We start from the raw sequence: 25,200 nt of genomic DNA, 5'->3' as shown, positions 1-25,200 counted from the left end.
CCAACGCCACAATCACGCTCAGCGCCGCGCTGCGACCTTGGCCCACGCGTCCTTGAGTGTCACCGAACGGTTGAAGACGGGCTCCTCAGCGGTCGATGCTTGGTCGAGACAGAAGTACCCCAGCCGCTCGAACTGGAACCGCTGGATGTCGTCCTCGTACGAGCCCGTGCCCGCGCCCCGCTCCTGGTCGGTGGTGGGCCAGTGCGGCTCGAGCTTCGCGTCCTCGATCACGCGCAACGAATCGGGGTTCACGTTTTCGATGAAGCTCCAGTCGTCTGCGGCCTTCTTGGGCTTGCGGTCGGGCTGCTCGACGGTGAAGAGCCGGTCGAACAGGTTCACCCGAGCCGCCACGGCGTGCTCGGCGCTCACCCAGTGCAGCGTGCCCTTGACCTTGCGCTGGTTCCCGTCGGCGTCGGGCGGGGGCGAGTCTCCGCCTCGGGTCTGCGGGTCGTACGTGCAGACCAGCTCGACGACCTCATCGCCCTCTTTCAGGACATCGACGCAGGTGATCCAATACCCATACCGCAGGCGGACCTCACGCCCCGGCGCCAGGCGGAAGAACTTCTTGGGCGCGTCCTCCATGAAGTCGTCGCGCTCGATGAACAGCGTGCCCGTGAACGGCACCCGGCGAACGCCGGCGTCGGGGTTCTCCGGGTTGTTCGTCGCGTCCATCCACTCGGTCCGGCCGGCGTCGCCGTGCTCGCCCCAGTTCTTGATGGTCACCCTGAGCGGGTTCAGGACGCACATGCGCCGCGGTGCACGCTCGTTCAGGTCGTCGCGGACGGCGTTCTCCAGCCGACCGATATCGATGAGCGCGTTGAACTTGGTCACCCCGCCCTCGTCGCAGAATGTCCGGATCGCTCGCGGCGTCACACCCCGCCGCCGCAATCCGCTGATCGTCGGCATGCGCGGGTCGTCCCAGCCGGTAACATGCCCCAGCTCGACCAGCTCGCGCAGCCGCCGCTTGCTGGTGACCATGTAGCTCGGGCTCCAGCGGGCGAATTCGATCTGCCGCGGGTGCGCGATGGGGTCGGGGTTGTCCTTGTTGATCGCGTCGATGAACCAGTCATACAGCGGCCGATGGTCCTCGAATTCCAGCGTGCAGATCGAGTGCGTGATGCCCTCGAACGCGTCCTCGAGCCCGTGGGCCCAGTCGTACATCGGATAGATGTGCCACGTGCTGCCCGTGCGGTGGTGCGCCTTGTTCACCACGCGGTACATCACCGGATCGCGCAGGTTGATGTTGGGCGAGGCCATGTCGATCTTCGCGCGCAGCACCCGCGTGCCGTCGGCAAACTCGCCACGCTTCATCTGCTCGAACAGGTCGAGGTTCTCGTCGGCCGCCCGATCCCGGAACGGGCTGGGCGTGCCCGGCTCGGTCAGCGACCCCCGGCTCTCGCGGATCTGCTCGGCCGTCTGCTCATCGACATACGCCAACCCCTTGCCGATGAGGTGCCTGGCGAGCTCGTACATCCGGTCGAAGTAATCGCTGGCGAACACCACGCCGTCAACCCCGTCAACCCCGCTCGCCCCGGGCCAGCGGAACCCCAGCCACCGCACATCGTTGACGATGGCGTCGACGTACTCCTGCTCCTCCTTGGCCGGGTTGGTGTCGTCGAATCGCAGGTTGCACGCCCCGCCGTACTTCGAAGCCAACGAGAAGTTCAGGCAGATGCTCTTGGCGTGCCCGATGTGCAGATAGCCGTTGGGCTCGGGCGGGAAGCGCGTCCGCACCACGCTCGAATCGCCCGGCTGGCCGAACCGTCCGGCCTTCACGTCGGCCTCGATGGCTTCCTCGATGAAGTGCTTCGGGCGGGTTGGCGGCTCGGCTGGCGCGTTGGTGGCGTCGGAACTCATCCGCAAGGGTATGGCACGAGCCGGCCCACGCTCGGCCGCTCACGGCGTCGGTGCCTCTTCAACCCGCAAGCCCAGCGCCGTCGCAAACGTCGGGAGCTGGGCCGGGTCGACCATCGCCCCCCGCAGCCGATCGGGCGAAACCACGAGCCCAGCGACTACCGACCCCCGCAGGTCGCACCGGCCGAGATCCACGCCGGCCAGCCGCGCTGCGCTCAGGTCGCACCCGCGAAAGACGACGCGATCCAGGATGGCCCCCTCGAATTCGGCTTCGCGGAGGTCGCAGTCCTCGAACACGCACCGCGTCAGCGCGGCCCCAAAGCCACGCGCCAGCCGGAGCTTGCACCCCACCAGGCGAACGTCCTCGAGCCTCGACCCGGAGACGTCCAGCCCCACCGCCCCGAGGCCCCGGCCCCGGATCCGCCGCAGGCTGCCATCGGCCAGCACCGCGTTCGACAGATCGCCCGCTGCGATCTTCGCATCACGAACGCTCGCACCGGGCAGAGCAGCGCCAGCGGCGTCGAGGCGCTGGACCCGAACTCTCACGATTTCGAGATCGGGCAGCGGACGCGGCACCATCCGGCCAACATGGGCGTCGCTCAGACCATCGGCTTCGACAATGGCGTCAATCGGCGGACGATCACCATCATCGGGCGCTTCCGGCTCGGCCGGTGTCCACTTGCCGCCCCTGACCGCCACGACGCACCTCCCCGCGGGGGCTACTCGCCCTTGCCCTCGATCGCCCGCAGCAGCAGTGCTTGATCGAGAGCGATCGAATTCTCGGGGTGGTTGACCACGGCCCCCTTGATGCGCCCCTCGCTCTGGCTCATCGCCTCGCCCATCCGCTCGGCGAGTTGTGCTGGCGTGGCCTCGATCATCTTCAAGCCCTCGTGCTCGTTGCACTGCCGGACGGCCATCGCCGCGTCGGTGAACGCCCAGAGCCAGAGGTTGTCGCCATCACGCACGAACGCGAAGCTCTCGTCCTTGATCGCCACGTAGACCTTGTCGAGCCCCGCGACCAAGCCATGCACCATCTCGAATGCGGCCGGGTGGTTCGTATTGCGGACATGGTCCACAGCGCAATGGATGGCCCCCGCCGGCAGGAAGCCCCGCTCGTGCTGGAAGAACGCGCACAGGTCCGGCAACCGGTGGCCGAAGCCACCGGCCTTGCCCGGCATCGGGTTGACGATGAAACCCTCGATGCGTCCGCGGAACCCGCAGACATACCCCAGAGCCTTCTCGGGCGGCATGCTGATCGTGGCAAACGCCTGTCCTTCGAGCACGCCCTGCGCCCGAGCGTTCGAAGAGAACAGCGGCAGGAACGACCGATCGCCTTGCTGGAACATCTGCACCTGGATCTCGGGCCGCCCCTCCTCGACAGCCTTCCTCGCATCCTCGGCCGTCGTCAGCAGGATCCACGCGGGCAGGTTGCAGAACAGGTGCCAGAACTCCCGCTCGGCCGCCTCGTTCTTGGGATCCTCGACCAGGGCATCGATCAGCTCCTGCAAGCGGGCATCGTTGACCTCGCCCCGCCCTTCACCGGCCGACCCGGGGCCACCACTCTGCTCACTGCCACTCATGGTGACCTCCTTCTTTTCCACAAATTCGGCGCGCCGGCGTCAATCCTCGGCGATGACCGACGCCATCGCCATCGTGCCCGTGTGCGTCAGCGACAGGTGCCACTTCCGCACGCCCAGTGCTTCGGCCATCTCAAAGGCCTTACCGTGCAACACGAGCACCGGCTTCCCGCTCGCCTCGCGCACCACTTCAATGTCGGTCCAGCCTACGCCCTGGGCCCAGCCCGTGCCGAGCGCCTTGAACACCGCTTCCTTGGCCGCAAACCGCGCCGCAAGGTGCTCGTCGCGACGGGGTCCGTCGCCGGCATACGCCCGCTCACCCTCGGTGAACACGCGATCCAGGAAACGATCACCAAACCGCCCAACCGATCGGCGCACACGTTCGACCTCCGCCAGGTCGACGCCGTGGCCCAGAATCATTTCGATGCGGCCTTGGGCTTCTTGTCGGGCTTCGCGTCTGGCTTCTTCTCGGTCTTCTTATCTGGCTTGCTGTCGCTCTTGGAATCAGGCTTGCTGTCGGCTTTCGACTCCGACTTGGTCTCGGGCTTGTCGGCCTTCTGATCCTTCTTGTAGCTCTCGCTGCGGTAGTCGGTCTCGTAGAAGCCCGACCCTTTGAACAGCAGCGCCGCGCCGGTGCCAATCAGCCGCTCGAGCTTGCGCTTGCCGCACTTGGGGCACGTGCGCTTCACGCTGTCGCTCATGCTCTGGAAGAGCTCGAACTCGTGGTCGCACGCGTTGCAGCGGTAGTCGTAGGTCGGCATGCTCGCGCTCCCTCAATCCTCGCTTGGCGTGACGGCCACCTTGGCCGGCCGCAGCACACGATCACCCAGCGCGTAGCCGCTCTGGAACACCTGCGACACGCACCCCGGCTCGACACCCTCGGCGGGCTGCTGCATCACGGCCTCGTGATGCCCGGGGTTGAACTCGTCGCCCACCTCGGGCTGGATCGGCATCACGCCGTTGCGCGCCATGGCCTTGAGCGCCTCGGCCCGGATGGTCTCGATCGCCTGGAACAACTGCTCGACCGTGAGACTCGCCGGGTCTTGCGACAACGCCAGGTCGAAGCTGTCCAGTGCGCCCAGCATCGACTCGCACACGTCGCGCACGCCGCGGGCCCGAGCCTCGATCTCGTTGCCCGACGCACGGCGCTGGAAGTTCTTAAAGTCCGCCAGCGAGTGCTTCCAGCGGCCTTCCATCTCGGTCAGCTCGGCCGACAGCTTCTCGAAGAACTGCTCCGCATCGTCGGCGTCGAGATTGCCCGACTCATCGCGGATGATGTCGCCGAAACTCGCCGGCGGCCCATCGTTATCCTGATCGCGATCAACTGTCTCGTGTTCTGCCATAGCTCGCTCCCCGCGTTCAGAACAAGTCCCGGATCTTCTTGAGGAAGCCGTGGCTCTCGGGCATCACGCTCACGTCCTCGGTCTCGGCAAACTCGCGCAGCAGCTTCTCTTGCTTCTCGCTGAGCTTCTTGGGAATCTCCACCCGCGTGACCAGCACCAGGTCGCCCCGCCGCCCGCTGCGCAGGTTGGGCAGGCCCTCACCGTGCAGGCGGAACAACGTGCCGTGCTGCGTGGCCTTCGGGATCGACTGCTTCACCTTGCCGGTCAGCGTGGGGACGTCCATCTCGGTGCCTAGGGCCGCCTGCGTGAAGCCGATGGGCAGCTCCATCAGCATGTGGTCGCCGTCGCGCGTGAACATGTCGTGCTCTTCGACGCGCACCACCACATGCAGGTCGCCTCGCACGCCCGTGCCACCGGGCGAGGCCTCGGGCGGCGGCGGCTCGCCCTCGCCCTGCACTCGCACGGCCTGGCCCTCATGAATGCCAGCCGGAATCTTCACGCTCAGCACACGCTTGCGCGGCACACGCCCCTTGCCCTTGCAACCGGGGCAATGCTCCTTGATGATCTTCCCCCGACCGCGACAGCTCGGGCACGCCGTCACCATACGGAACATGCCGCCCATGCCGGCCTGCTGCACCTTGCCCTGCCCATCGCAGGTCGGGCACGTCTGCGGCTCGCTGCCGGGCTTCGCGCCGCTGCCCGTACACGTGTCGCACACGTCCAGCCGCGTAAACTCAACGTCGCGCTCCGTGCCGGTCAGCACGTCCTTGAGCTCGATCTCGACCTCGGTCTCCAGGTCGTACCCGCGCGCCACGCGCTGGCGTCCGCCACGGCCGCCGCCCATGCCGCCGAAGCCGCCGCCGCCGAAGATGTCGCTGAACATCGAGAAGATGTCCTCGACGTTCATGTGGCTGAAGTCGTGAGACGCCCCGCCCTGGCCGCGCAGGCCCTCATGCCCGTACTGGTCGTAGCGGGCCTTCTTGTTCGCGTCGCCCAAGACCTCGTACGCCTCGGCCGCCTCCTTGAACTTCGTCTCCGCCTCGGCATCGTCCGGGTTGCGGTCCGGATGGAACTTTAGCGCCAGCCGCCGATACGCGCGCTTGATGTCGTCCTCCGACGCATCACGCTCGATACCGAGAATCTCGTAGTAGTCGCGGGTGGTGGGCATGGAGTCCTTTGTCAGAGGGGGAATAACCACAGAGGCACAGAGGCGCAGAGAAGAGAGTTGACTTGGGAAAAGCAAGAAGAGGTGAGGCTCATGACAAGACCTTCCGGATGATGCCGTCGCGAAGGTACGGCGTATTGAAGTTCAAGATGAGACCTGTTGAGAGCCCAGAGAGCTTGAGATACGTCAAGAGTTGGGCCTCATGGATCAGCAAGAGCTTCTCGATAGCCTTAAGTTCCACGATCACCCGGTCCTTCACCACCAAGTCCATCCGGTACCCGGCTTCGATGCTCCGTCCCTTGAACAACACAGGCAGTGGCACTTGGGCTTGGAACCGGATCCCTCGATCTTCCAACTCGGCGGCAAGGCATGCTTCGTACGCCGACTCCAGCAAGCCGGGACCGAGAGCCCTGTGGACCTCGATCGCCGCCCCAATGATCTCCCGCGTCAGTTCGTCCTTCTCGCCCTCGGCCCTCCAGCTCTCCCCCACATCTTCCCTCCTCTGTGCCTCTGCGCCTCTGTGGTGAGAATTCTCCTCTCCGAATCCGCCTTACGACACCGCCCCCACCACCGGCTCCGTCTCATCCTTGAGCTCGGTAATCAACACATCTGTCGTCAGCATCAACCCCGCCACCGACGCCGCATTCACCAGCGCCGTCCTGGGCACCAGCGCTGCATCGATGATGCCGGCCTTCACCAGATCGAGGTACTCGCCCGTCGCCGCGTCGAAGCCCTCGTTGGCCTTGCTCTCGCGCACGTTTTCGACGACCAGGTCGCCATCAAACCCGGCGTTCTCGGCGATCTGCTTCACGCAGCTCTCCACCGCATCATAAACGATGTCGTAGCCGATCTGCTCGTCGCCCTTGGCCTTCTTGCGGGCCGCCTCGATGGCGTCCTGCGTCCGCAGCAGCGCCACGCCGCCGCCGGCCACGTAGCCCTCCTTGGCCGCCGCCCGGGTCGCCGCCAGCGCGTCCTCGACGAGGTCCTTGCGCTGCTTCATCTCCATCTCGCTTGAGCCACCGACGTGGATAATGCACACGCCGCCGGTCAGCTTGGCGTGACGCTCCATCAGCTTCTCGCGGTCGTACTCGCTGGTCGACGCCTCGTGCTGGGCCTTGATCTGATCGGCCCGCGAAGTAATGTCCTTCTTCTTGCCCGAGCCCTCGATGATGGTCGTGTCGTCCTTGGTGATGACGACCTTCTTGGCCTTGCCGAGCTCGCTCAGCTCGATCGACTCCAGGCTGCGGCCCAGGTCCTCGGCGAAGAACGCGCCGCCGGTGAGGATGGCGATGTCCTGCATCATCGCCTTGCGACGATCGCCGAAGCCCGGCGCCTTGACGGCCGCGATCTTCAGCGAGCCGCGCAGGCGGTTGATCACCAGCGTCGCCAGCGCCTCGTTCTCCATGTCTTCGGCGATGATCAGCAGCGGTTTGCCGGCCGACACGGCCTTGTTCAGCAGCGGCAGCAGGTCGGTCAGGTTGGCGATCTTCTTTTCGTGGATGAGGATCAGGCAGTCCTCGAGCACGCACTCGGCGCTCTTGGGGTCGGTCATGAAGTACGGAGACATGTAGCCCTTGTCGAACTGCATGCCCTCGACGAACTCCAACTCGGTCTCGTTGCCGCGGCCTTCCTCGACCTCGACCACGCCCTCGGCCCCCACCTTGCTGATGGCCTCGGCGATGAGCTCGCCCACCGACGCGTCGTGGTTGGCCGACACGGTCGCCACCTTGCGGTAGTCGTCCTTGCCCTTGCACTTGACGGCGAAGCCCTCAATGGCCGCGCTCGCAGCCTGGGCTGCGGCGTTCACACCACGCTGCACCTGCACCGAGTTCGCACCAGCAACGATGTGCTTGAGCCCGGCGGTAAAGATCGCCTGGGCCAGCACCGTCGCGGTGGTCGTGCCGTCGCCGGCCTTGTCGTTGGTCTTCTTGGCGACCTGGTGCACCATCTTGGCGCCCATCGACTCGAACGGCTCGTGCAGCTCGACCTCGCGGGCCACGCTCACGCCGTCCTTGGTCACCTGCGGGCTGCCAAAGCTCTTCTGGATCACCACGTTGCGGCCGGCCGGCCCCATCGTGCACTTGACGGCGTTGGCCAACCGGTCGACACCCTGCTTCATCTCGTGCAGGGCATCGCTATCGAACATCACTTGCTTGTGGGACATCTGGGACTCCTTCGGAGAAGGGCATCGGGCACCAGGCATCGGGCATCAGGCCGGACTCTTGGTATCGACGCTCTTGATCAAGGCGGCGAGCATGCGCCCGCACTCCTTGAGTTGTTGTTCGACTTCGGCGCGCCCATCCTCGTTCAGAAATCCCAGCCGGGCGGCGATCAAGAGCTGGGTTTCAACTTCGTACAACGATCCACGAGCCACTCGCAAGAACCTCAGATAATCGCTTCGTGTCCCTCGTCCATAGCCCTCGGCGATGTTGGAGGGAATCGAAACCGCAGCCCTGCGAAGCTGACGGGTCAATCCAAAACGCTCGTCGGCCGGAAAAATCTTGGTCAGCCCATACACCGCGAGCGAGATCTCAACGGACGCCTGCCAGACACGCAAGTCTCGATACGACCGGATCTCTCCTGCCATCCGATCCTCCCAATGCCTGATGCCCGGTGCCCGATGCCTCTTCAGCCATCCAAAATGCCCAGCAGCTCGCTCTCGCGCAGGATCAGGTGCTCGTCGCCCTTCACCTCCACCTCGGTGCCGGCGTACTTGCCGAACACCACGGTGTCGCCCTTCTTCACGGTCGGCTTGGCATGCTCGCCGTTGTCCAGGCGCTTGCCCGGGCCAATAGCGATGACCTTGCCGGTCATGGGGCGCTCCTTGCTCGTCTCGGGCAAGAAGATGCCAGACTCGGTCTTGGTCTCTTGCGCCGAGGGGCGAACGACGATTCTGTCATCGAGGGGTTTGACGTTCATTGCTTGTGTGCTCCTGAGCTCAATGGCTCGTGATCAAGTCGTGTTGATTGGCAAACGCGTGCAGCGGGTGTTCGTTTAGAACCCCATCCCACCCATGCCAGGCATACCGCCCATGCCACCCATGCCCGGCATGCCGCCCATACCACCCATGCCGCCCATCGCGTCCATGTCGGGGGCACCGCCCGCGCTGTCGTCGCCGCCGGGCTTGTCGGTGATCAGGCAGTCGGCCGCCAGCAGCACGCCGGCCACGCTCGCGGCGTTCTGCAACGCCGAGCGGTCGACCTTCGCGGGCGTCATCACGCCGGCCTTCACCAGGTCCTCGTAGGTGTCGGTCAGGGCGTTGTACCCAAAGTTGGTCTTGGGGTCGCTCTCGATCTTCTCCTGGATCTTGGCGACCACGACCGAGCCCTTTACGCCCGCGTTGTCGGCGATGGTGCGGGCCGGCACGGTCAGCGCGTCGCGCACCATGTGCATGCCCGACGCCACGTCGTACTTCGCGTGGCCGATCTCGTCGGCCGACACGTCGCGGGCCTTGCCAAACACGGCCTTCCACTCCTTGAGCTTCTCGATGGCGGCGATGGCGTGGATGAAGCTTGTGCCGCCGCCGGGCACGATGCCCTCGGCCACGGCCGCCCGGGTCGCGTGCAGCGCGTCCTCGACGCGGGCCTTGCGCTCCTTCATCTCGGCCTCGCTCGCGGCACCAACCTTGATCTGCGCTACGCCGCCCACCAGCTTGGCCAGCCGCTCCTGCAGCTTCTCGCGGTCGTAATCGCTGCTGGCGTCGTCCACCTCGCGGCGGATCTGGGTCACACGCGCCTGGATATCGCTGGTCTTGCCCGCACCCTCGATGATCGTGGTGTTGTCGGCGTCGATCTCGACCTTCTTGGCCATACCCAGGTCGCCCAGGGTCACCTTCTCCAGGTCCATGCCCAGGTCCTTCATCACGGCGGTCGCGCCGGTCAGCACGGCGATGTCGCCCAGCATGGCCTTGCGCCGGTCGCCATACCCCGGTGCCTTGACGGCGGCGACCTGCAAAGTGCCGCGCAGCTTGTTGATCACCAGGGTCGACAGCGCCTCACCCGTGATATCCTCGGCGATGATCAGCAGCGGCTTCTTGGCGGCCATCACCTTCTCGAGCACGGGAACCAGCGTCTGCACGTTGTCGATCTTGTCCTCGTGGATCAGCACGAGCGCCTTGTCGAACTCGACCCGCATCGCGTCGGCGTCGGTCACGAAGTTGGGTGAGAGGTAGCCGCGGTCGAACTGCATGCCCTCGACCACGGTCACCTCGGTCTCCAGGCCGCGGCCTTCTTCGACGGTGATCACGCCGTCCTTACCGACCTTCTCGAAGGCGTCGGCCATGATCTTGCCGATCTCGCGGTCGTTGTTGGCGCTGATGGTGGCGACGTTCTGGATGTCGGCCTTGCCCTTGATCGGGGTGGCCAGATCATCGATCGCGCCGGTGGCCGCCTCAACCGCCAGACGCATGCCGCGCACAAGGGCGTTGGCATCGACGCCCGCGGCCACGTACCGCAGCCCCTGGCGGAAGATCGCCTCGGCCAGCACGGTGGCGGTGGTCGTGCCATCGCCCGCGTCGTCGCTGGTCTTGCTGGCGGCCTCCTTCACCAGGCGGGCGCCCATGTCCTCGGCAGGATCGCGCAGCTCGATCTCCTCGGCCACGGACACACCGTCCTTGGTCACGGTCGGCCCGCCCCAGGACTTGTCGAGCACCGCGTTTCGGCCCTTGGGGCCCAGGGTGCTCTTGACCGCGCGGGCAAGCTTTTCAACGCCGGCAAGCAGGGCCTGGCGTGCGTCGGTATCGAAGGTCAGCTCTTTGACGGCCATGGGTCGCAGTCTCCGTAGTCGGGGTCGTCGGTCTATCGAACAGCCCGCCGCGGTCGCGGTCGGGACCATCTCTCGCCCCAGTCCTTACAACCCGCGCGCCAACCCCCACCACGTGCACAACACCGCCAAGGCGTCCCAAGAACCTGCCCACCACCCGCCTCGTGCGCGCCAGACCGCCAAAGTGGCACCCGGCAAGCTCCGAACCGAGCCGCGGGCGTGAGCACGCGGCCTTCTGAAGATCGACTGAGGCCGCGTGCTCACGCCCGCGGCTCGGAAAGACGCACCTCACCCCGCCTATCCTCGGCCCATGCTCCTCGGCATCACTGATCCCATCGCTTACCTGCCTTTGGCGGTCATCCTCATGGCCGTCGTTGGCTTCTCGGTGATGAACCTGGTGCTCACTCGTATTCTCGGACCCAACCGAGCCGGCGAGACCAAGGCCCTCACCTACGAGAGCGGCATGGAGCCGATGGGCACGGCCCGCAAACGCTTCAACATCCGCTTCTACCTGATCGCCATGGTGTTCCTGGTGTTCGACGTCGAGGTGGTCTTCCTCTACCCCTGGGCCACCACCTTCGCCAACCTCGAAATGGACTCGACCGACCGCCTTCTCTGGCTCGGTCGCATCTTCTTCTTCCTCTTCACCACGGTCGTGGCCTTCCTCTATGGGCTGCGCAAGGGTGTCTTCCGGTTCGACTGATTCGGCACCCCCTTCTAAAAACCTATCGAAACTGGCGGCCTAGGTTGCCTTGAGTGACCAATCCCCCCTGCCGATACACCTGCTATGGCGTTTCGCCTTGGAAGAATGTACGTCCCAAGTTGGGGCCTGGCAGGGGTTTAGACCATGGGCTGGAAGCTACTACAGCCCCGAGAACGCACGATCCTGGGCTTCGGCCTGGCCACCGTGGGCATCGTCTCGGGTGTTATCGGAGCTTTTATCTGGCTCTTCCTCGATGCGTTGGGTCTGCCGCTTCCCCCCGAAACGTGGATCGCGCTGGGTGCCGTCCCGGCAGGTGCCGGCCTTTGCTTGGTACTCGCTCTCCGCTGGGTGCGCAAACGCATGCTCTCGATGGCCGCACTCCGTGAGGCCGTCATCGCGTCCGAGAACACCAATGCCATGGTCCAAGAACTCGTGCTGGCCGACCAGTTCGGGCGAGAGGCCAAGGCCTGGAATGCCTTGCTCGACCGGTTGACGAGCGGATCCAAGGACGCGACCGACCCCGCGAGCGTGGGCACCGGGGCATCCGCGGCCGATGCCCGGCTGGCCCTCTCAGTGTGCTCCGCGCTGTGGCAGGGCCTCTTGGTGGTCGGGCCCAAGCTCGACATCCGCTACGCCAACCCGGCAGCGGCCATGCTGCTTGGTCTGGACGGGGCCGCCCTGGTCGGCAAGACCGTCACCGAATTGCTTGACATGGCCCCCCTGCTCGACGACACGACCGGCCAGACTCCCAGCCTGCGCCGCGGCACGCTCGAGGTCGACCGCGAGATCGGCGAGGCCACAGCGCACCTCCGCCTGTCCGTTCGAAGCGGGCGCGAGGGAGACGGCAGCGTCGTGGTCATCGAGGACGTCACCCAACTGCGCGCGGCCGAAGATGCGCGTGCGAACTTCATCGCCCACGCCACGCATGAGCTACGCACGCCGTTGACGAACATGCGTCTGTACGCCGAGACCGCACTGGGTGACGATTGCGACGAGGCCATGCTCGGCACCTGCCTGAATGTCATCAACCAGGAAGTCCGCCGCCTCGAGCGCGTGGTCTCGGACATGCTCAGCGTGAGCGAGATGGAAGCTGGCGCGCTGTCGATCCAGGAGGGTGAGGCCCGGCTCGACCAGCTCTTCGAGGAGTTGAAGCAGGAGTTCGAATCCCAGGCCAAGGCCAAGGGCGTCACGCTTAAGTTCACGCTGCCTGGCAAGCTGCCGGTGATCAAGGGCGACCGCGACAAGCTGCTCCAGGCCTACCACAACGTGCTGGGCAACGCCATCAAGTACACACCCGAGGGTGGCCAGGTCACCCTCAGCGCCGACCAGAGCGACGAGGGCCTGACCGTGAGCGTGCGCGACACGGGCGTGGGCATCTCCGAGGCCGACCGCCAGCGTATCTTCGAGCGCTTCTACCGCACCGACGATGTGCGGGCGTCGGGCACGCAAGGGACCGGGCTGGGCCTCACGCTGGCCAAAGAGATCATGTTGTGCCACGAGGGCGTCATCGACGTCGACTCCCAGCCGGGCAAGGGCAGCGTTTTCACGCTGTCGCTGCCCAGCGGACGCCTGGTGGCCTGAGAAGGGAGCGGCACGATGCGCATCGACGAGCAAGTGCGTGGCGCCGTGACGTTCCTCCGGCCCGACGGCGCGATCGCACAGCAGGACTCGGCCGTGTTTCGCACGAAGGTCGTCGAGGCCGCGCGTCGGTCGATGGGCCGCTGTGTTGTCGACGCGACGGCCGTTCCCTTTATGGATAGCAAGGCGCTCGAAGCGTTGCTGGACGCCACCGAAGAACTCAGCTCGGCCGGTCGCGTGCTCAAGCTCTGCGGCCTGAGCGAGACGGTGCGTGAGTGCCTGGAGCTGACGGGCCTGGCCGGACGCTTTGACATCTATGCCGACGGCGTGTCGGCCGCCAGGAGCTTCTTGTGAGCGATGGCAAGGCCGACAACCCCGAGACCCCGCCGGTGCCACCACCCGTGACACGAATCGGTGACGTGCTGCTGCAGAGCGGTGCGATCACCGAGGAGCAGCTCGGTGTCGCGCTCGACCGCCAGCAGGCCGAGGGCACGCTGCTGGGCGAGATCCTCGTCGAAGAGGGCATCATCTCGCCGGCCACGCTGGTCCACACGCTGGGCCAGCACCTGGGCCTCCGCTCGTGCGTGCTGCGGCACGGGCTTGTCGACCCCGAGCTCCTCAAGCTGATCTCCGCCGACGTCGCGCACGAGCTGGGCGTGATGCCCATGTTCAAGATCCGCGACGAGATGACCGTCGCGATGGCCGAGCCCCAGTCGTTGCCCACGATCGACCGGCTGACCGCGATGACCGACTGCCGCATCCGGCCCGTGCTGGCGTTGCGTGGGAACATCGACGAATTCATCGACAAGTACGCCCAGAACCAGGCCGACCTGACGGCCTTCCTCTCGCAGCTCCGCGAGTCGGACGTCGAGGTCTTCGACAGCGAGAAGGTGGACGAGGAGGAAGGCGAGAGCGATCTCGCCAAGATCATCGCGGGCAGCCCGATCGTGAACCTGGTCAACATGGCGGTGCTCACCGCCATCCGAGATCGGGCCAGCGACATCCACATCGAGCCGAGCCACAAGGGCACGCGCATCCGCTATCGCATCGACGGCACCCTCCGAGACCTCATGCGCCCGCCCCAGGGCATGCACTCAGCCATCGCGTCTCGCGTGAAGATCCTGGCTAAGCTGGACATCGCCGAGAAGCGCATGCCCCAGGAGGGCCGCATCCGCATCATGGCCGAGGGGCGCGAGGTGTCGCTTCGCGTGTCCAGCATCCCCACGCTGTTGGGCGAGAAGCTGGTGGTCCGCATCCTCGATCGCGACAACCTGAACTCGAGCCTGGCCGATTTGGGCATCCGCCCGGAGCTGATGCTGACCATCACCAACATGCTGCGCAAGCCGTACGGCCTGTCGCTGGTCACCGGCCCCACGGGCAGCGGCAAGTCGACCACGCTGTACTCGGCACTCGAACTGCTCAGCAGCCCCGAGCGCAACATCGTGACCGTCGAAGACCCCGTCGAGTACCAGATCGATCTGATCAACCAGATCCAGGTGCAAGACTCTCTAGGCTTGAGCTTCGCCCGAGCGCTGCGCAGCATCTTGCGGCAAGACCCCGACGTGATCATGGTCGGCGAGATCCGCGACCAGGACACCGCGCGCGTCGCGACCCAGGCGGCCATCACCGGGCATGTGGTTTTGGCCACCCTGCACACCAACGACGCGCCGGGTGCCGTGGAGCGCTTGCTCGACATGGGCATCGAGCCCTACCTGCTCAGTGGTGCCATCAACGGCGTGATCGCCCAGCGCCTGGCGCGCACCATCTGCCAGCACTGCGCCACGCGGTACTACCCCGATGACAACCTGCTGGCCGAGGCGGGCATCCTCGACGAGCAACGCGCACCGTTCCGGCGCGGCCTTGGCTGCCAGCACTGCCACGACACCGGATTCCAGGGGCGCCTGGGCATCTACGAGGTAATGGAGGTCACCCCCGCTATCAGGCGGCTGGTCCACGCGGGCGCGTCGTCGATGGAACTACGCGAGACGTTCCACAAGGGCGGTGGACTCTCGCTGCGCGAGGAAGCGGTGCTGGTGGCCAAGCGGGGCTCGACCAGCCTGGAAGAAGCCCTGCGCGTGACGCGCAGCGATGACGACCTCGATCAGGCCGAGCCCAAGGAGGCCGCGGCATGAAGTGGCGATTCAAGGGCTATGACACCGCGGGCGGAGCCAAGAACGGCGTGCTCGAAGCGGCCACCGAGGAGGCGGCCCGCGACACGCTGCGCCAGGGCGGCGTGATCGTGCTCGACATTGCCGAGGACACCGGAAGCACACGACCAAAGCGCATCAAGGGACCCAAGGGCAAGCTGGGCGACATCTCGCAGTTCATGCGGCACATGTCGGTGCTCATCGCGTCGGGCACGCCGCTATCCGAGGGCGTCGAAGCCATGGAGGCCCAGACACGCGACGAGAAGTTCCAGAAGGTGCTCAACCGTTTGCGAGGTGAGATCGAATCGGGCATCCCGCTCTCCGAGGCCATGGCCGCCCATCCGGGCTACTTCGATGATGTCTGCCGGGCGATGGTGGCCGCGGGCGAGAGCAGCGGCAAATTGGGGGACATGCTCGAACGCATCGCCTCGCTCATGCGCCAGAAGCTGGCGATGCGCCGGGCGATCGTTGGCGCGATGATCTACCCCGCCATCCTCATCAGCATTGGCTTCATCGTGGTGCTTGTGATGCTCGTCATGGTCTTCCCCCGTTTCGAGGAGATGTTCGAGACTCTCGACACGCCCATCCCGCCCAGCACGCAGATGTTCTTGTGGCTCAGCACGATGTTGCGGCAGTGGTGGTGGGCGTTGCTGGCGGGGGTCGTGCCCGCGGCGTTCATCGTGCGGTTCGCACTGCATCAGCCGGCGGCGGTGAGGGCGATGGAACGCGGCCTGCTCCGCGCGCCGAAGGTGGGCGAGATTGCACAGTCGATCACCAGCGCAAGGCTCGCCCGCATGGTGTCGCTGCTGCTCGAGAGCCACCTGCCGCTGCTCGATGTGCTCTCGCTCTGCGCAGGTTCGATGCGCAGCCCCGAGTACGCGACGCTGCTGACACAGGCCCACGACGCTGTCGAGATCGGCCAGCCCATGAGCACGGTGTTCGAGGACGCCGACCTGCTCCACGGGCTCGTCCGCGAGGGTGTGCGCACGGGTGAGCGGACCGGGCGCATCGGCATGATGCTGGGCAACGTGGCCGACTTCCTGGAGGAAGAGAACGAGGCAACCCTCAAGGCCCTGAGCGCCATCATCGAGCCGCTGCTACTCGTAACGCTCGGCATCGTCGTGGGCGGCATCGCCACAAGCATGTTCTTGCCGCTCTTCGACCTCACGGCTTCGGCTGGCGGGCAATAAGGAGAACCAGGCATGGGCGCTATCCGCACCGGCATCGACATCTCTCCCAAGTCCATCACCGCCGCCCAGGTGCGCCTGGTGGCGTCGGGATGGTCGCTGCTGGCCCACGCCACAATGGCGCGCACGGCCGAGGGCGACACGCTCGAATTGGAAGAGGCGATCGCGCTCGAATCGCTGCTGTTCCGTCGGGGGTTCGCGCCCGCGCCGTGCGTGATCGGCGCCCCCGACACGGCGTTGCGGACGGCCACGATGGAGCTCCCGCCGGCATCCTCGGGTGCTCCCATCGACCAGCTCGCCCGGGCCGAGTTCGCGCGTCGCAACAAGATCGACGAGGGACAATTCGTGTTGTCGTACTGGGACCTGCCCACGCCCGGGCCGGGGATGCAGGTCATGGCCGTCGGCTGCGACGTCGAGGCTACCGACGACGCGATCGAAGCGATTGAGGCCGCGGGCCTGCGCGTCGCCGGCGTGGATGATCCGTCTCGGGCCCTGGGGCGTGTGCTGGCGGGCGTGCCAACGATCGCCACGGTGCGTGTTGGGGCGCGGCTCGACTCGTGGGGGGCCTCGATCGTCGTGCTGCACCACAGCACGCTGCTCTACTCGCGTAAGCCATCGGGCCTCAGCATCAACGGGGACAATCACGCCGAAGCGGCCCAGCGGCTTGGCAGCGAGATCGACGCGTGCATCGCGTTCGCGCGGCACCGCAGCCGATCGCACGCGCCGGCGGCCATCAGCGTGCTGGGCCATGCAGCCCAGAGCACGGTACTCATGGACATGCTGGGCCAGCGGTACGGCGAAGCGTTGGCGCAGCCATTGATGGCCGGTGGCGCACCACTCGAACCGACCCTTGCCGGCGCCATCGGGCTGGCGCTCTTGGAGGACCTGGCATGAGCGGACAGAACCTGCTGCCAAAGGGTCGGCTCGAGGCCTGGAAGCTCCGGCGTGCGATCACGGCGTGGGCCATGGGGCTCTGCGTGCTGGCGATGCTGGTGGGAGGGCTCGTGCTGGGCGCCTTCATGACCCAAGCCCAACCCCAGACCATGCCCGTTGGCCTCAGCGAGCAACTCGACCTTGACAAATCGGAACTCGCGCTCGTGCGCGAACAAGTCCGAACACTCAAGCAGACCAAGCGAGCGCACGAGCTCGCGATGGCCTCGCCGCAGTGGGACGGCCTGCTCGCCGTCCTTTCGCGCGAGGCCGGTGGCCGCGCACAACTTCGGACCATCGTGGTGCAAGCGGGCACGACCGAACCACCCTCATGGTCGCTGTCGATCGGAGGCGTCGCCAACTCGAAGCAAGGCCCGGCGGCTATGGCGGGCAGGCTCGAAGGCACCGGCCTGTTCTCGAGCGTGCGCCACGTGATCTCACCCCAGCAATCCGAGCGCGAGGGAACCGCGTTCAGCATCGAGTGCGTGATCGCTCCGGGAGGCCAGCCATGACGACGAAACCAAGCCGCCCGCAGTTGACCCAGCTGCACGTGCACATCCTCGGTGCGGTCGGCGTTCTCGCCCTCGCGGGCGTTGGTTACGCGCTCGGATACGCACCATCCGCGCGGGCGCAGCACCAGGCCGAACTCCAACGCCAGGCCATCGACAAGGCCAACGACGAGGCCAACGCGACCGCCCAACACATCGAAGCCGCCCGCGTGGAACGCGAGACACTCCGGGCTTCGATCGGAGGGCTCCCCGACGCAGACGCGGATCTCGTGGATGTGCTCACCGACGCGGCGACCGATCACTCGCTGGCGGTCCACAACATCTTTTCGAGCGACGAGGGCACGCGCAACGGGCTCGGGCGCACCAGCATCGTCACCCACACCTCTGGTTCGTTCTCGGACATTGTCGGTTTCATGGCCGATTTGCGGAACGAGCTTCCCGGTGCAGCCATTGATGGCTTTTCGATCATGCCAGATTCCTCGGCCCGCGAGGCGTTGGTGTTCCAGGCGTCGCTGTCGGTATATGCGCCGCAAGCCGCGCGAGCCGATAGCGCGGCATCAGAATCGTCGGGACGTACTCCAGCGGCCACGCCGTCGGTTCGATAGTCCAATCGATGGCACTGACCAAGGAAAGAAAGCTGTTGCTGGGTGCGCTGGGTTCGGCAGGGTTGATCCTGGCCGCCGACCAGGTGCTGCTGGGGCCACCCCGGGGCGCGAACGCGAGCCAGATTGCGCCCATCGAACAGCCGATAGCACCGACCACCACGACAACCCAGGCCCCGAGCGCTCAGCCGGGCGCGATGGAAGTATCCCTGGCATCGGGTGAAGTGCTCGACACGTGGAACGCGCAGTTGGGCGAAGCCACGGCAGGTGATGGGGATAGAGCGACGATAGCCGATCCTTTCTCGATAACAGAGCGACGCGAGACCGGCCCCGCCGACGTGATTTCACCGCAGGCATTCCTGCAGCAGCACAACCTCACTGCTGTCATGATCGGCGGAGAAATCGGCGTCGCACTGATCAACAACAAGCCCGTGCGTATCGGCCAGATGATCGCGGGTTATCGGCTCATCAGTGTGGATGATCGATCGGCCGAGCTTCGAGCCGGTGGCCAGAGCGTGCGCCTGGTTCTGCCCAAGCAGAAGGCGAGTGGGTCGTAATGTGCGTTCTGGAACGGTTATGCGGGCGAGCGTTGGCAAACCGATCCCAATCGAGTGGATTCGCGGATCGCAACGGTCGATGAGGTTGGCAAGCAAGTGATCCGGCCTGGTAGGCCAGCGATCGGAGGTAGCACGATGTTTGCGATGATGGGTACACGCCGGGCTGGGTTCAGCCTGATCGAACTGGTGATCGTGATTGCGATCCTGGGCATTCTGGCTGCGGTAGCGGTACCTCGTATGAGCCGAGGTGCGGCCGGCGCGACGTCGTCGAAGATGCGATCCGACCTGGCGACCATGCGTAGCGCCTTGGAGCTGTATTACGCCGAGCACAACAACAACTACCCGGCGGTCGGCGACTTCGCCAACGCCCTGGTGAACCAGTACTCGGACGTGGACGGCAACCTGAACGCGACCAAGACCGGCGTCTTCATCTACGGCCCGTACCTGAAGGAGGTACCCACCATTCAGGTGGGCGCCCAGAAGGGCAACAACGGCGTCGCCGCCGCCGATGCCGCGGGTATCGCCTGGCTGTACAACGACACTACCGGAGCCATTACTCCGAACACCGGCACGGTCACCGATGACACGGGCACGCTGTACACCAGCTATTGATCGGTGCGGTTCGGGACGAATCGGCTTCACGCTCATCGAGCTGGTCGTCGTCCTGGTCATCATCGGAACGATCGCGGGCCTCGCGCTGCCGGCATACGGCAGCGCGGTGGCCCGGTATCGCTTGCAGTCGGCTGTCCACCAGCTCACCATCGACTTGGACCGTGCCGCCGTGCATGCCCGTGCCACCATGACGGCGGTCACGGTGACCTTCGATCCTGTAACCCACAATGTGACGTTCACGAATCTCCCGTCGCGCAAAGACGCGGCTGTCGATCACGTGCTCGATCTGCAAGAGCATCCCCTCGGGGCCACCATCGTTTCGGCCAACTTCTCGGGCTTCGAGGACTACACCATCTCGGCGTACGGGCTGCCGAGCCGGGGCGGCACCGTCGTGCTGGGCGGGGCGGGTACGACGCGCACGCTGGACATCAATGGCTCCACCGGAGCCGCGAGCTTGTTGCCATGAGCATGCCACACCAACGGCGCGGCTTATCGCTGGTCGAGTTACTCGTCGCGATGGCCATGTCGGCCACGGTGCTGGGCGGGGCCGTGGCCGCGATCGGCCTGAGCGGGCGCACGTTCCAATCGGCGGCCAATGGCATCCAGTCGTCCGGCGCCATCGACGCGCTCGCGCACATGTCATCCGATATCCAACTGTCCCTGTTGGTCACCGAGCGCACGGCCACCGCAACCACGTTCTGGGTACCCGATCGCACAGGCGACGGCGCGCCCGAACAAATCCGGTACGCGTGGTCGGGCACACCAGGCGATCCGATCACCTACTCCATGAACGGCTCGACGCCCGTCGAGATCATCGAAGGCGTCGATGCATTATCGCTTGAGTATCTCGTCGCCAGCGTGCAGGGACAGGCAACGTTCGCGACTCCCGCACCACCCGCACCAATTGACGAGAGCATCTTCGATCGCGCCTACACCGGCACCGGAACAACACACGCCCTGACCACGACCTCTTGGGTTGCGGCGATCATCCAACCCGCTCTCCCTGCCGGTGGAAGCACTTTCCAAGTAACGCGTGTGCAGATCCCGATGGCCAAGGGTGGCGGCGGCAACGTGACCGTATCGCTGCACCGTGTTGACATGCTCACGGCGAGACCCGAGGCCACGGCACTCGCAAGCGACACGTGCCCGGCGAGTCACCTGCCCGCAACGATGGCCGCAGCAGAATTCGATCTCACCAACACCACTACTTTTTCGGCTGGAGACTACATCGCGATCGTGGTGTCACAAGGGGCAGGCGGCTCCTCCGCCGCCGACATCGCGTTGGAGCCTTCGCCGCAATACCTCACCGATGGCTGGATCGCTACGACCGATGCGGTGGGCGTGTGGAGCATCAACGCAACAAAAGACATACCCATAGTGGTTTACGCCGAGATCAACCCGGGGAGCTGATCATGCGTCATCATCGGCTTCTGTCACATCGTGGATTCTCCATCGTCGAAGCAACCCTCGCCGTGCTACTCATCGGCGGGGCCATGGTGGCCGCCATGAACGTCGCAATGACTGCCAGCCGTGCGAACGGTGCCGCAACGCAGCGACGCAAGGCCGAGAAGCTCGCACACACGCTGCTGGCTGAGGCTCTGGCGTTGCCCGCAGCCGGCACCGACAGCACGAACGCGACGGGCGGGGCCCGGCTGAACAACTTCGATCACCTACAAGACTTCGACGGCTTCCGTGAATCCCCGCCAATGACTATCGACGGCCGCGCGTGCGCCCCAACGGGCTGGGCGTGGGAGATTGTCCTGGCCGCACGTGGCACCGACACAATCGATGCGCAATCGCTCGACCTGCGTATGACCCGGGTCACGGCGACCGTCGAACTCCCAGACGGCACAACCGTCTCTGTACAAGGGTTGCGGGGCGATTCGACGGCGGTCGAGCGCGTGCCAGTAGTCGATGGACAGGACATCATACAGACGCTTATCTCGATCCAACTGTCCGACGGGGCCTCGCTCTACGCAGCCCCAGAAACGGGAACCGTGCGGCCTCCAAATTCCGTGCAGCGCACGGGGGTGATCCAATGATGCCCGGGCGAATCGGAAGGTCCCGCCGCGGGGCGGCATACCTCGTCGCACTGCTCGCCGGCTCGATCGTGACGGTGACCGGCCTCGCGGCCCTCTCGATGACCACCAGCCGAGCACGAACGACCTCGATGGCCGACCACGCCGCCCGCGCACGAAACCTGGCCAGCACGGGATTGGAGCACGCCATGTGCGCCCTTGCCGCGCACATGGACGGCGGGGGAACCAGGAGCGACGTTTTTGGTGCGGCCGAGCCCTCGATCTCGTTCGATGGCGGCACCTTCGGCTGGTCGCTCCGCCGGATGGACGGCTCGGCGATCATGAACACCGACGAGCCGATCGTGGTGCGGGCAAAGGCCGAGCACGGGCCGGCCCGGTACGGCATGCAAGCCATCTTCCCGCCATCGGGGGTGCCGTACGACGTGCTCGACACGGGAATGTATGTGGCGGGTGAGCTGCGATTCAGCACCGCCTCAAATTTTACATCCGACAAGGTTGTTGGCACCATCACCGAGGCGTTCGCCACCAGCGCCGCGATCAATGCGCCTGTGGAGAGCGTCGGAGAGATCAACGGATCGCTCTACGCGGGAACCACCAGCCCCGGGGTGGACGCCCGGCAGATGCCCGATCCCACGCTCATTAACTACTATGTTGCTCTCGGAGAACGGATCAATGTTGGCAGCCTCCCAACAACCCTGGGCACGCCGGCACTCAAGCAGGCCCTCCTCAGCCCGACGAGCAACCCATATGGCAGCACCAACGAGTTTGGCATCTACATCATCGACTGCGCGGGCGGGAACCTGATCGTCGAGGAAATCCGGATCGTTGGCACCCTCGTCCTCTTGAATTCCACTGGCACGACGATCATCGGCCGCAACACGCTCATCGAGCCGGCGTACTCGTGGATGCCATCCCTGCTTGTCCAGGGCAACACGAGCTATATGGGCACCAACGCCGGCCCGAGCGAAGTCACGCTGGGCATCAACCTGAACCCCGCCCACACGCCATCGGGCATGGAGTGGGACGCGGCGGCCGACGACACCTATGAGGGCGCTATAAAGGGCGTGTCGTACGTGACTGGTAACGCGTACTTTGCGCTGCCGAGACAAAACATCCGCGGCACAATGATCATCGGTGGCGATGCCCGCGTGTATGGTGGCGTCACGGTGAACATCGAGTACGACGCGAACGTCGCCACGCTCCCGCCATACGGCTTCTTCGAGGACAACGGCGGCCTGGCGATCGATCCCTCGACTGTCACCTGGGGCGTTCCGTTCTAGATTCGCTCTGGCTCAGGCCGCGGGGCGCTGGGCTGCGGTGCCATCGCCATCGCCGCCGCCGAGCCGGAGCAGGCGGTCGAACTCGCTGAAGTCCAACTCCAGGAAGGCCCGGGCCATGCGCGGGTCGAAGTGCGTGCCCGTGCTGCGCCGGATCTCGGCCAGCACCTCTTCACGCGGCAGGGCCTTGCGATACGCACGGTCACTGCTGAGCGCGTCGAACACGTCGGCGACGGCCAGGATGCGCCCGAACAGGCTGATCTCTTCGCCCGTAGCCCCGGTGGGGTAGCCCTTGCCGTCCCACCGCTCGTGGTGGTGCAGCACGCCGGGCAACACGTCTTCGAGGCTCGGGATGCCGCGCAGGATGTCGAAACCGATGCGCGGGTGGCGCTTGATCATGTCGAACTCGTCTTCGGTCAGGCGGCCCTTCTTCGTCAGCACGCTCTCGGGCACGCCGATCTTGCCGATGTCGTGCAGCAGGCCAGCCAGGTGGGCTCGCTCGGCGGCTTCCTCGTCGAGACCGATCGCCCGCGCCAGCTCGCGCGCGCCCCAGGCGACGCGCTCCGAATGACCACGCGTGTACGCGTCCTTGGCATCGATGGCCGCCGTGAGCGAGCCGACGGTACCCAGGAACATGGCCACCTGGTCCTCGTGGCGGCGGAGGTTGTCGTGGAACACGCCCAGCAGGTCGGCCACGGCGTCGAGGATCTGGATGTCAACACTGTCGATGGCGCTCTTGCGACCAGCCTTATTGCCGCACAGCACCATGCCCACGGTGCGCCCACGGTGCGTGATGGGCTCGATGAGCATCTCCACGTCGATCAGCGGGCCCATGATCTGGTCGCTGGAATCGACGACGCGCGTCCAGGCGTCCGATGGATGCGCCTTGGAGTACTCATCGCAGGCCCGCTCGAGCGCAGACTGTGCGAACGGCAGCTCGCCGATCACCGTGGTCGAGCCGGCGATGCTCTGCGCGGCACCACGATCCTCGAGCATCACCATCGCCAGCCAGCCGTACTTCATGGTCCGGCGGACTTCCTGCACGACCGTGCGCACCACGGTCAGCGGGTTGGTCACGTGGTTCATGAATCGGCCCACGAATAGCAGCAGGCTGATGTGCTCGTACGACTCGGAGAGCTGCTCGCTGAACGTGCCGATCAGTTCGTCCCGACCTTGGATGACCTCTTGCTCGCGCGTCCACGCCCACTGCCCGAGCGTGGCCAGACGCAAGACCTCGACGGCTGATACCGGGGAGGTCGCTTCGGCGCGCTCCGTGCTCGTGCAGATCGGCACGCCCGCGCGAACGAATGCCTCGGGGCTTATCGCGAGCACGACGTCGCACTCGCGGCGAGAGGTCGGGTCGCTCCCCTGGCTGAAGGCCACCACCCGCACCCCGGGAACGAGTTGGCCGTTCTGGGTCTCACCCGGGCCCGCATTGGCGATGCGTTCCATGTGATCCTGGGCTTCGGAGCTGACCAGCAACTTCGCGAGCCACGCCGGGCACTTCTCGTTGACGGAAAACCCGTGCAACGATGACCAACTCACGTTCACCAGGCCATCGACCTCACCCGCACGCTCGCTCATGCCGCTTCGCTCCGGCGTTCGCGATAGGCCTTCAGATAGTCGGCTGCGAGTTCCAGCAACTCCGAAGGCCGGAACGGCTTGCGCAGGATGTGCTCAACGCTCGTCTCGACGAGGTCTTCCCGGCTGATGCGGTGCTCGAGGGCGGTCAGGAGGATCACTGGGATGTCGGCGGTCTCGGGATCCTGGGCCAGGCTCTTGACCAGGCCGATGCCATCCATATAAGGCATCTGGTAGTCGCTGATGATCAGGGCTGGTTTGTGCTTCTGCGCGAGTGACAGGGCCGTGCGCCCGTCGGCGGCGGTCAGGATGTGCACGTCGTCGGACTTGAGCTTCCACTCCAGCATGAACCGGATGTGGTGCTCATCGTCGGCGATCAGCACGGTCGGTAGATTTGTCGCACCAGCGTCGTCCACGGACAGCCCCTTCCACAGTAGCTATCGACCAAAGAAGACCGGCGGTGGAGCCCGTCTTTACGGTTCGTTCCGCGCTTGCCGCGTGGCCTGGCGGTTCTCGGGCCCATCCGGGGCACCTACGCTTGTCGCAACAGAGATCTCGGGTGCGGTGGCCGAGCGGTTGAAGGCGTTGGTCTTGAAAACCAATGAGCCCGTTAGGGTTCCGTGGGTTCGAATCCCACCCGCACCGTTTCAAAAGCGTGCTCATCGACCCCCCAATCTGGGGGAAGTTCCGAGAAGAGTGCGCTTTCGGGCATCCCCGGCCCCATCTTGTGCGGATCGGCACCCAGGCGAGGGTCTGGGTTGACCCTGGCTTTGGAGAT

Annotated in this window: 27 protein-coding genes, 1 tRNA gene and 1 pseudogene; 15 read left to right on the top strand and 14 right to left on the bottom strand. The window is 65.6% G+C overall.

All coding sequences use genetic code 11. From position 1 onward, the window contains the following. Positions 1 to 18 precede the first annotated feature (18 nt). The 12 genes from NCW75_14860 to groL (NCW75_14805) form a co-directional block, all read right to left on the bottom strand. The gene (locus tag NCW75_14860; GenBank protein UYV12560.1) at positions 19 to 1,857 is read right to left on the bottom strand and encodes a glutamine--tRNA ligase/YqeY domain fusion protein; all 1,839 of its coding nucleotides are present in this window, start codon (positions 1,855 to 1,857) and stop codon (positions 19 to 21) included. 39 nt (positions 1,858 to 1,896) lie between these two features. Then, positions 1,897 to 2,553, bottom strand: coding sequence for a pentapeptide repeat-containing protein (locus tag NCW75_14855; protein ID UYV12559.1), 657 nt, complete (start codon positions 2,551 to 2,553; stop codon positions 1,897 to 1,899). Between the two features lie 20 nt (positions 2,554 to 2,573). After that, complete coding sequence (locus NCW75_14850) at positions 2,574 to 3,434, bottom strand: SseB family protein (GenBank protein ID UYV12558.1); 861 nt, start codon at positions 3,432 to 3,434, stop codon at positions 2,574 to 2,576. 39 nt (positions 3,435 to 3,473) lie between these two features. Next, positions 3,474 to 3,851, bottom strand: coding sequence for a holo-ACP synthase (locus tag NCW75_14845; protein ID UYV12557.1), 378 nt, complete (start codon positions 3,849 to 3,851; stop codon positions 3,474 to 3,476). Then, complete coding sequence (locus tag NCW75_14840) at positions 3,848 to 4,192, bottom strand: zinc ribbon domain-containing protein (protein ID UYV12556.1); 345 nt, start codon at positions 4,190 to 4,192, stop codon at positions 3,848 to 3,850. Before NCW75_14840 ends, NCW75_14845 begins: the two co-directional genes overlap by 4 nt. Before the next feature lie 12 nt (positions 4,193 to 4,204). Continuing rightward, the gene (locus NCW75_14835; GenBank protein ID UYV12555.1) at positions 4,205 to 4,774 is read right to left on the bottom strand and encodes a nucleotide exchange factor GrpE; all 570 of its coding nucleotides are present in this window, start codon (positions 4,772 to 4,774) and stop codon (positions 4,205 to 4,207) included. A gap of 16 nt (positions 4,775 to 4,790) precedes the next feature. Next, positions 4,791 to 5,942 carry a molecular chaperone DnaJ gene (dnaJ, locus tag NCW75_14830; protein UYV12554.1) on the bottom strand — a complete coding sequence of 384 codons (1,152 nt, stop codon included), beginning with the start codon at positions 5,940 to 5,942 and terminating at the stop codon, positions 4,791 to 4,793. A gap of 88 nt (positions 5,943 to 6,030) precedes the next feature. Continuing rightward, the gene (locus tag NCW75_14825; GenBank protein UYV12553.1) at positions 6,031 to 6,429 is read right to left on the bottom strand and encodes a GxxExxY protein; all 399 of its coding nucleotides are present in this window, start codon (positions 6,427 to 6,429) and stop codon (positions 6,031 to 6,033) included. Between the two features lie 60 nt (positions 6,430 to 6,489). Beyond that, entirely contained in the window at positions 6,490 to 8,103 is a 1,614-nt protein-coding gene (gene groL, locus NCW75_14820; protein UYV12552.1) for a chaperonin GroEL, read from the bottom strand. 45 nt (positions 8,104 to 8,148) lie between these two features. Further along, positions 8,149 to 8,526 carry a four helix bundle protein gene (locus NCW75_14815; protein UYV12551.1) on the bottom strand — a complete coding sequence of 126 codons (378 nt, stop codon included), beginning with the start codon at positions 8,524 to 8,526 and terminating at the stop codon, positions 8,149 to 8,151. 41 nt (positions 8,527 to 8,567) lie between these two features. Continuing rightward, positions 8,568 to 8,858: a co-chaperone GroES gene (locus tag NCW75_14810; GenBank protein UYV12550.1), complete on the bottom strand. Its 291-nt coding sequence runs from the start codon at positions 8,856 to 8,858 to the stop codon at positions 8,568 to 8,570. Positions 8,859 to 8,933: 75 nt separating this feature from the next. Beyond that, positions 8,934 to 10,703 (bottom strand): chaperonin GroEL, encoded by a 1,770-nt coding sequence (groL, locus tag NCW75_14805; protein ID UYV12549.1) that lies wholly within the window; start codon positions 10,701 to 10,703, stop codon positions 8,934 to 8,936. A gap of 385 nt (positions 10,704 to 11,088) precedes the next feature. Between groL (NCW75_14805) and NCW75_14800 the strand changes: the two genes are divergently transcribed. The 14 genes and pseudogenes from NCW75_14800 (at position 11,089) to NCW75_14735 (ending at position 22,844) form a co-directional block, all read left to right on the top strand. Continuing rightward, positions 11,089 to 11,403, top strand: a complete 315-nt coding sequence (locus NCW75_14800; protein UYV14202.1) for an NADH-quinone oxidoreductase subunit A — start codon at positions 11,089 to 11,091, stop codon at positions 11,401 to 11,403. A gap of 144 nt (positions 11,404 to 11,547) precedes the next feature. Beyond that, positions 11,548 to 12,984 carry a cell wall metabolism sensor histidine kinase WalK gene (locus NCW75_14795; GenBank protein ID UYV12548.1) on the top strand — a complete coding sequence of 479 codons (1,437 nt, stop codon included), beginning with the start codon at positions 11,548 to 11,550 and terminating at the stop codon, positions 12,982 to 12,984. A gap of 15 nt (positions 12,985 to 12,999) precedes the next feature. After that, positions 13,000 to 13,335 carry an STAS domain-containing protein gene (locus NCW75_14790; GenBank protein ID UYV12547.1) on the top strand — a complete coding sequence of 112 codons (336 nt, stop codon included), beginning with the start codon at positions 13,000 to 13,002 and terminating at the stop codon, positions 13,333 to 13,335. After that, positions 13,332 to 15,113, top strand: a complete 1,782-nt coding sequence (tadA, locus tag NCW75_14785) for a Flp pilus assembly complex ATPase component TadA (GenBank protein ID UYV12546.1) — start codon at positions 13,332 to 13,334, stop codon at positions 15,111 to 15,113. Before NCW75_14790 ends, tadA begins: the two co-directional genes overlap by 4 nt. Then, complete coding sequence (locus NCW75_14780; protein ID UYV12545.1) at positions 15,110 to 16,318, top strand: type II secretion system F family protein; 1,209 nt, start codon at positions 15,110 to 15,112, stop codon at positions 16,316 to 16,318. Before tadA ends, NCW75_14780 begins: the two co-directional genes overlap by 4 nt. 12 nt (positions 16,319 to 16,330) lie before the next feature. Continuing rightward, the gene (locus NCW75_14775) at positions 16,331 to 17,209 is read left to right on the top strand and encodes a hypothetical protein (GenBank protein ID UYV12544.1); all 879 of its coding nucleotides are present in this window, start codon (positions 16,331 to 16,333) and stop codon (positions 17,207 to 17,209) included. Then, on the top strand, positions 17,206 to 17,757 hold the full coding sequence (locus tag NCW75_14770; protein UYV12543.1) for a hypothetical protein: 552 nt from the start codon (positions 17,206 to 17,208) through the stop codon (positions 17,755 to 17,757). The genes NCW75_14775 and NCW75_14770 overlap by 4 nt, the downstream gene beginning before the upstream one ends. After that, entirely contained in the window at positions 17,754 to 18,359 is a 606-nt protein-coding gene (locus NCW75_14765) for a hypothetical protein (GenBank protein ID UYV12542.1), read from the top strand. Before NCW75_14770 ends, NCW75_14765 begins: the two co-directional genes overlap by 4 nt. A gap of 8 nt (positions 18,360 to 18,367) precedes the next feature. Then, complete coding sequence (locus NCW75_14760) at positions 18,368 to 18,913, top strand: hypothetical protein (GenBank protein ID UYV12541.1); 546 nt, start codon at positions 18,368 to 18,370, stop codon at positions 18,911 to 18,913. Between the two features lie 147 nt (positions 18,914 to 19,060). Continuing rightward, positions 19,061 to 19,153, top strand: a pseudogene (locus tag NCW75_14755) (prepilin-type N-terminal cleavage/methylation domain-containing protein). Between the two features lie 340 nt (positions 19,154 to 19,493). Further along, positions 19,494 to 19,991: a prepilin-type N-terminal cleavage/methylation domain-containing protein gene (locus NCW75_14750; GenBank protein UYV12540.1), complete on the top strand. Its 498-nt coding sequence runs from the start codon at positions 19,494 to 19,496 to the stop codon at positions 19,989 to 19,991. Continuing rightward, positions 19,988 to 20,935 (top strand): prepilin-type N-terminal cleavage/methylation domain-containing protein, encoded by a 948-nt coding sequence (locus NCW75_14745; GenBank protein ID UYV12539.1) that lies wholly within the window; start codon positions 19,988 to 19,990, stop codon positions 20,933 to 20,935. The genes NCW75_14750 and NCW75_14745 overlap by 4 nt, the downstream gene beginning before the upstream one ends. 2 nt (positions 20,936 to 20,937) lie before the next feature. Further along, the gene (locus NCW75_14740) at positions 20,938 to 21,567 is read left to right on the top strand and encodes a hypothetical protein (protein ID UYV12538.1); all 630 of its coding nucleotides are present in this window, start codon (positions 20,938 to 20,940) and stop codon (positions 21,565 to 21,567) included. Then, positions 21,564 to 22,844, top strand: coding sequence for a hypothetical protein (locus tag NCW75_14735; protein UYV12537.1), 1,281 nt, complete (start codon positions 21,564 to 21,566; stop codon positions 22,842 to 22,844). Before NCW75_14740 ends, NCW75_14735 begins: the two co-directional genes overlap by 4 nt. 12 nt (positions 22,845 to 22,856) lie before the next feature. Here NCW75_14735 and NCW75_14730 read toward each other — a convergent pair whose 3' ends face one another. Beyond that, a complete protein-coding gene (locus tag NCW75_14730; GenBank protein UYV12536.1) occupies positions 22,857 to 24,425 on the bottom strand; it encodes an HD domain-containing protein in 1,569 nt (522 codons plus the stop codon). Then, on the bottom strand, positions 24,422 to 24,838 hold the full coding sequence (locus NCW75_14725) for a response regulator (protein UYV12535.1): 417 nt from the start codon (positions 24,836 to 24,838) through the stop codon (positions 24,422 to 24,424). Before NCW75_14725 ends, NCW75_14730 begins: the two co-directional genes overlap by 4 nt. A 142-nt stretch (positions 24,839 to 24,980) precedes the next feature. On the opposite strand from NCW75_14725, the gene NCW75_14720 reads away from it, so the two are divergent. Then, positions 24,981 to 25,067, top strand: a tRNA-Ser gene (locus NCW75_14720). Positions 25,068 to 25,200 lie beyond the last annotated feature (133 nt).

The organism is Phycisphaera sp. (genome assembly GCA_025916675.1).
Lineage (GTDB): Bacteria > Planctomycetota > Phycisphaerae > Phycisphaerales > UBA1924 > JAHCJI01.
The sequence above is the reverse complement of the archived record's forward strand: the minus strand, read 5'-3'. Positions and strand labels throughout refer to the sequence as shown.

Coding starts and splice junctions, on each gene's coding strand:
- NCW75_14770 (UYV12543.1), top strand. CDS start 17,206: ATGAGCGGACAGAACCTGCTGCCAAAGGGTCGGCTCGAGGCCTGGAAG.
- NCW75_14730 (UYV12536.1), bottom strand. CDS start 24,425: ATGAGCGAGCGTGCGGGTGAGGTCGATGGCCTGGTGAACGTGAGTTGG.
- groL (UYV12552.1), bottom strand. CDS start 8,103: ATGTCCCACAAGCAAGTGATGTTCGATAGCGATGCCCTGCACGAGATG.
- dnaJ (UYV12554.1), bottom strand. CDS start 5,942: ATGCCCACCACCCGCGACTACTACGAGATTCTCGGTATCGAGCGTGAT.
- NCW75_14840 (UYV12556.1), bottom strand. CDS start 4,192: ATGCCGACCTACGACTACCGCTGCAACGCGTGCGACCACGAGTTCGAG.
- NCW75_14850 (UYV12558.1), bottom strand. CDS start 3,434: ATGAGTGGCAGTGAGCAGAGTGGTGGCCCCGGGTCGGCCGGTGAAGGG.
- NCW75_14815 (UYV12551.1), bottom strand. CDS start 8,526: ATGGCAGGAGAGATCCGGTCGTATCGAGACTTGCGTGTCTGGCAGGCG.
- NCW75_14860 (UYV12560.1), bottom strand. CDS start 1,857: ATGAGTTCCGACGCCACCAACGCGCCAGCCGAGCCGCCAACCCGCCCG.
- NCW75_14745 (UYV12539.1), top strand. CDS start 19,988: ATGAGCATGCCACACCAACGGCGCGGCTTATCGCTGGTCGAGTTACTC.
- NCW75_14750 (UYV12540.1), top strand. CDS start 19,494: ATGACACGGGCACGCTGTACACCAGCTATTGATCGGTGCGGTTCGGGA.
- NCW75_14740 (UYV12538.1), top strand. CDS start 20,938: ATGCGTCATCATCGGCTTCTGTCACATCGTGGATTCTCCATCGTCGAA.
- NCW75_14775 (UYV12544.1), top strand. CDS start 16,331: ATGGGCGCTATCCGCACCGGCATCGACATCTCTCCCAAGTCCATCACC.
- NCW75_14795 (UYV12548.1), top strand. CDS start 11,548: ATGGGCTGGAAGCTACTACAGCCCCGAGAACGCACGATCCTGGGCTTC.
- NCW75_14810 (UYV12550.1), bottom strand. CDS start 8,858: ATGAACGTCAAACCCCTCGATGACAGAATCGTCGTTCGCCCCTCGGCG.
- NCW75_14765 (UYV12542.1), top strand. CDS start 17,754: ATGACGACGAAACCAAGCCGCCCGCAGTTGACCCAGCTGCACGTGCAC.
- NCW75_14790 (UYV12547.1), top strand. CDS start 13,000: ATGCGCATCGACGAGCAAGTGCGTGGCGCCGTGACGTTCCTCCGGCCC.
- NCW75_14780 (UYV12545.1), top strand. CDS start 15,110: ATGAAGTGGCGATTCAAGGGCTATGACACCGCGGGCGGAGCCAAGAAC.
- NCW75_14800 (UYV14202.1), top strand. CDS start 11,089: ATGAACCTGGTGCTCACTCGTATTCTCGGACCCAACCGAGCCGGCGAG.
- groL (UYV12549.1), bottom strand. CDS start 10,703: ATGGCCGTCAAAGAGCTGACCTTCGATACCGACGCACGCCAGGCCCTG.
- NCW75_14760 (UYV12541.1), top strand. CDS start 18,368: ATGGCACTGACCAAGGAAAGAAAGCTGTTGCTGGGTGCGCTGGGTTCG.
- NCW75_14735 (UYV12537.1), top strand. CDS start 21,564: ATGATGCCCGGGCGAATCGGAAGGTCCCGCCGCGGGGCGGCATACCTC.
- NCW75_14845 (UYV12557.1), bottom strand. CDS start 3,851: ATGATTCTGGGCCACGGCGTCGACCTGGCGGAGGTCGAACGTGTGCGC.
- NCW75_14835 (UYV12555.1), bottom strand. CDS start 4,774: ATGGCAGAACACGAGACAGTTGATCGCGATCAGGATAACGATGGGCCG.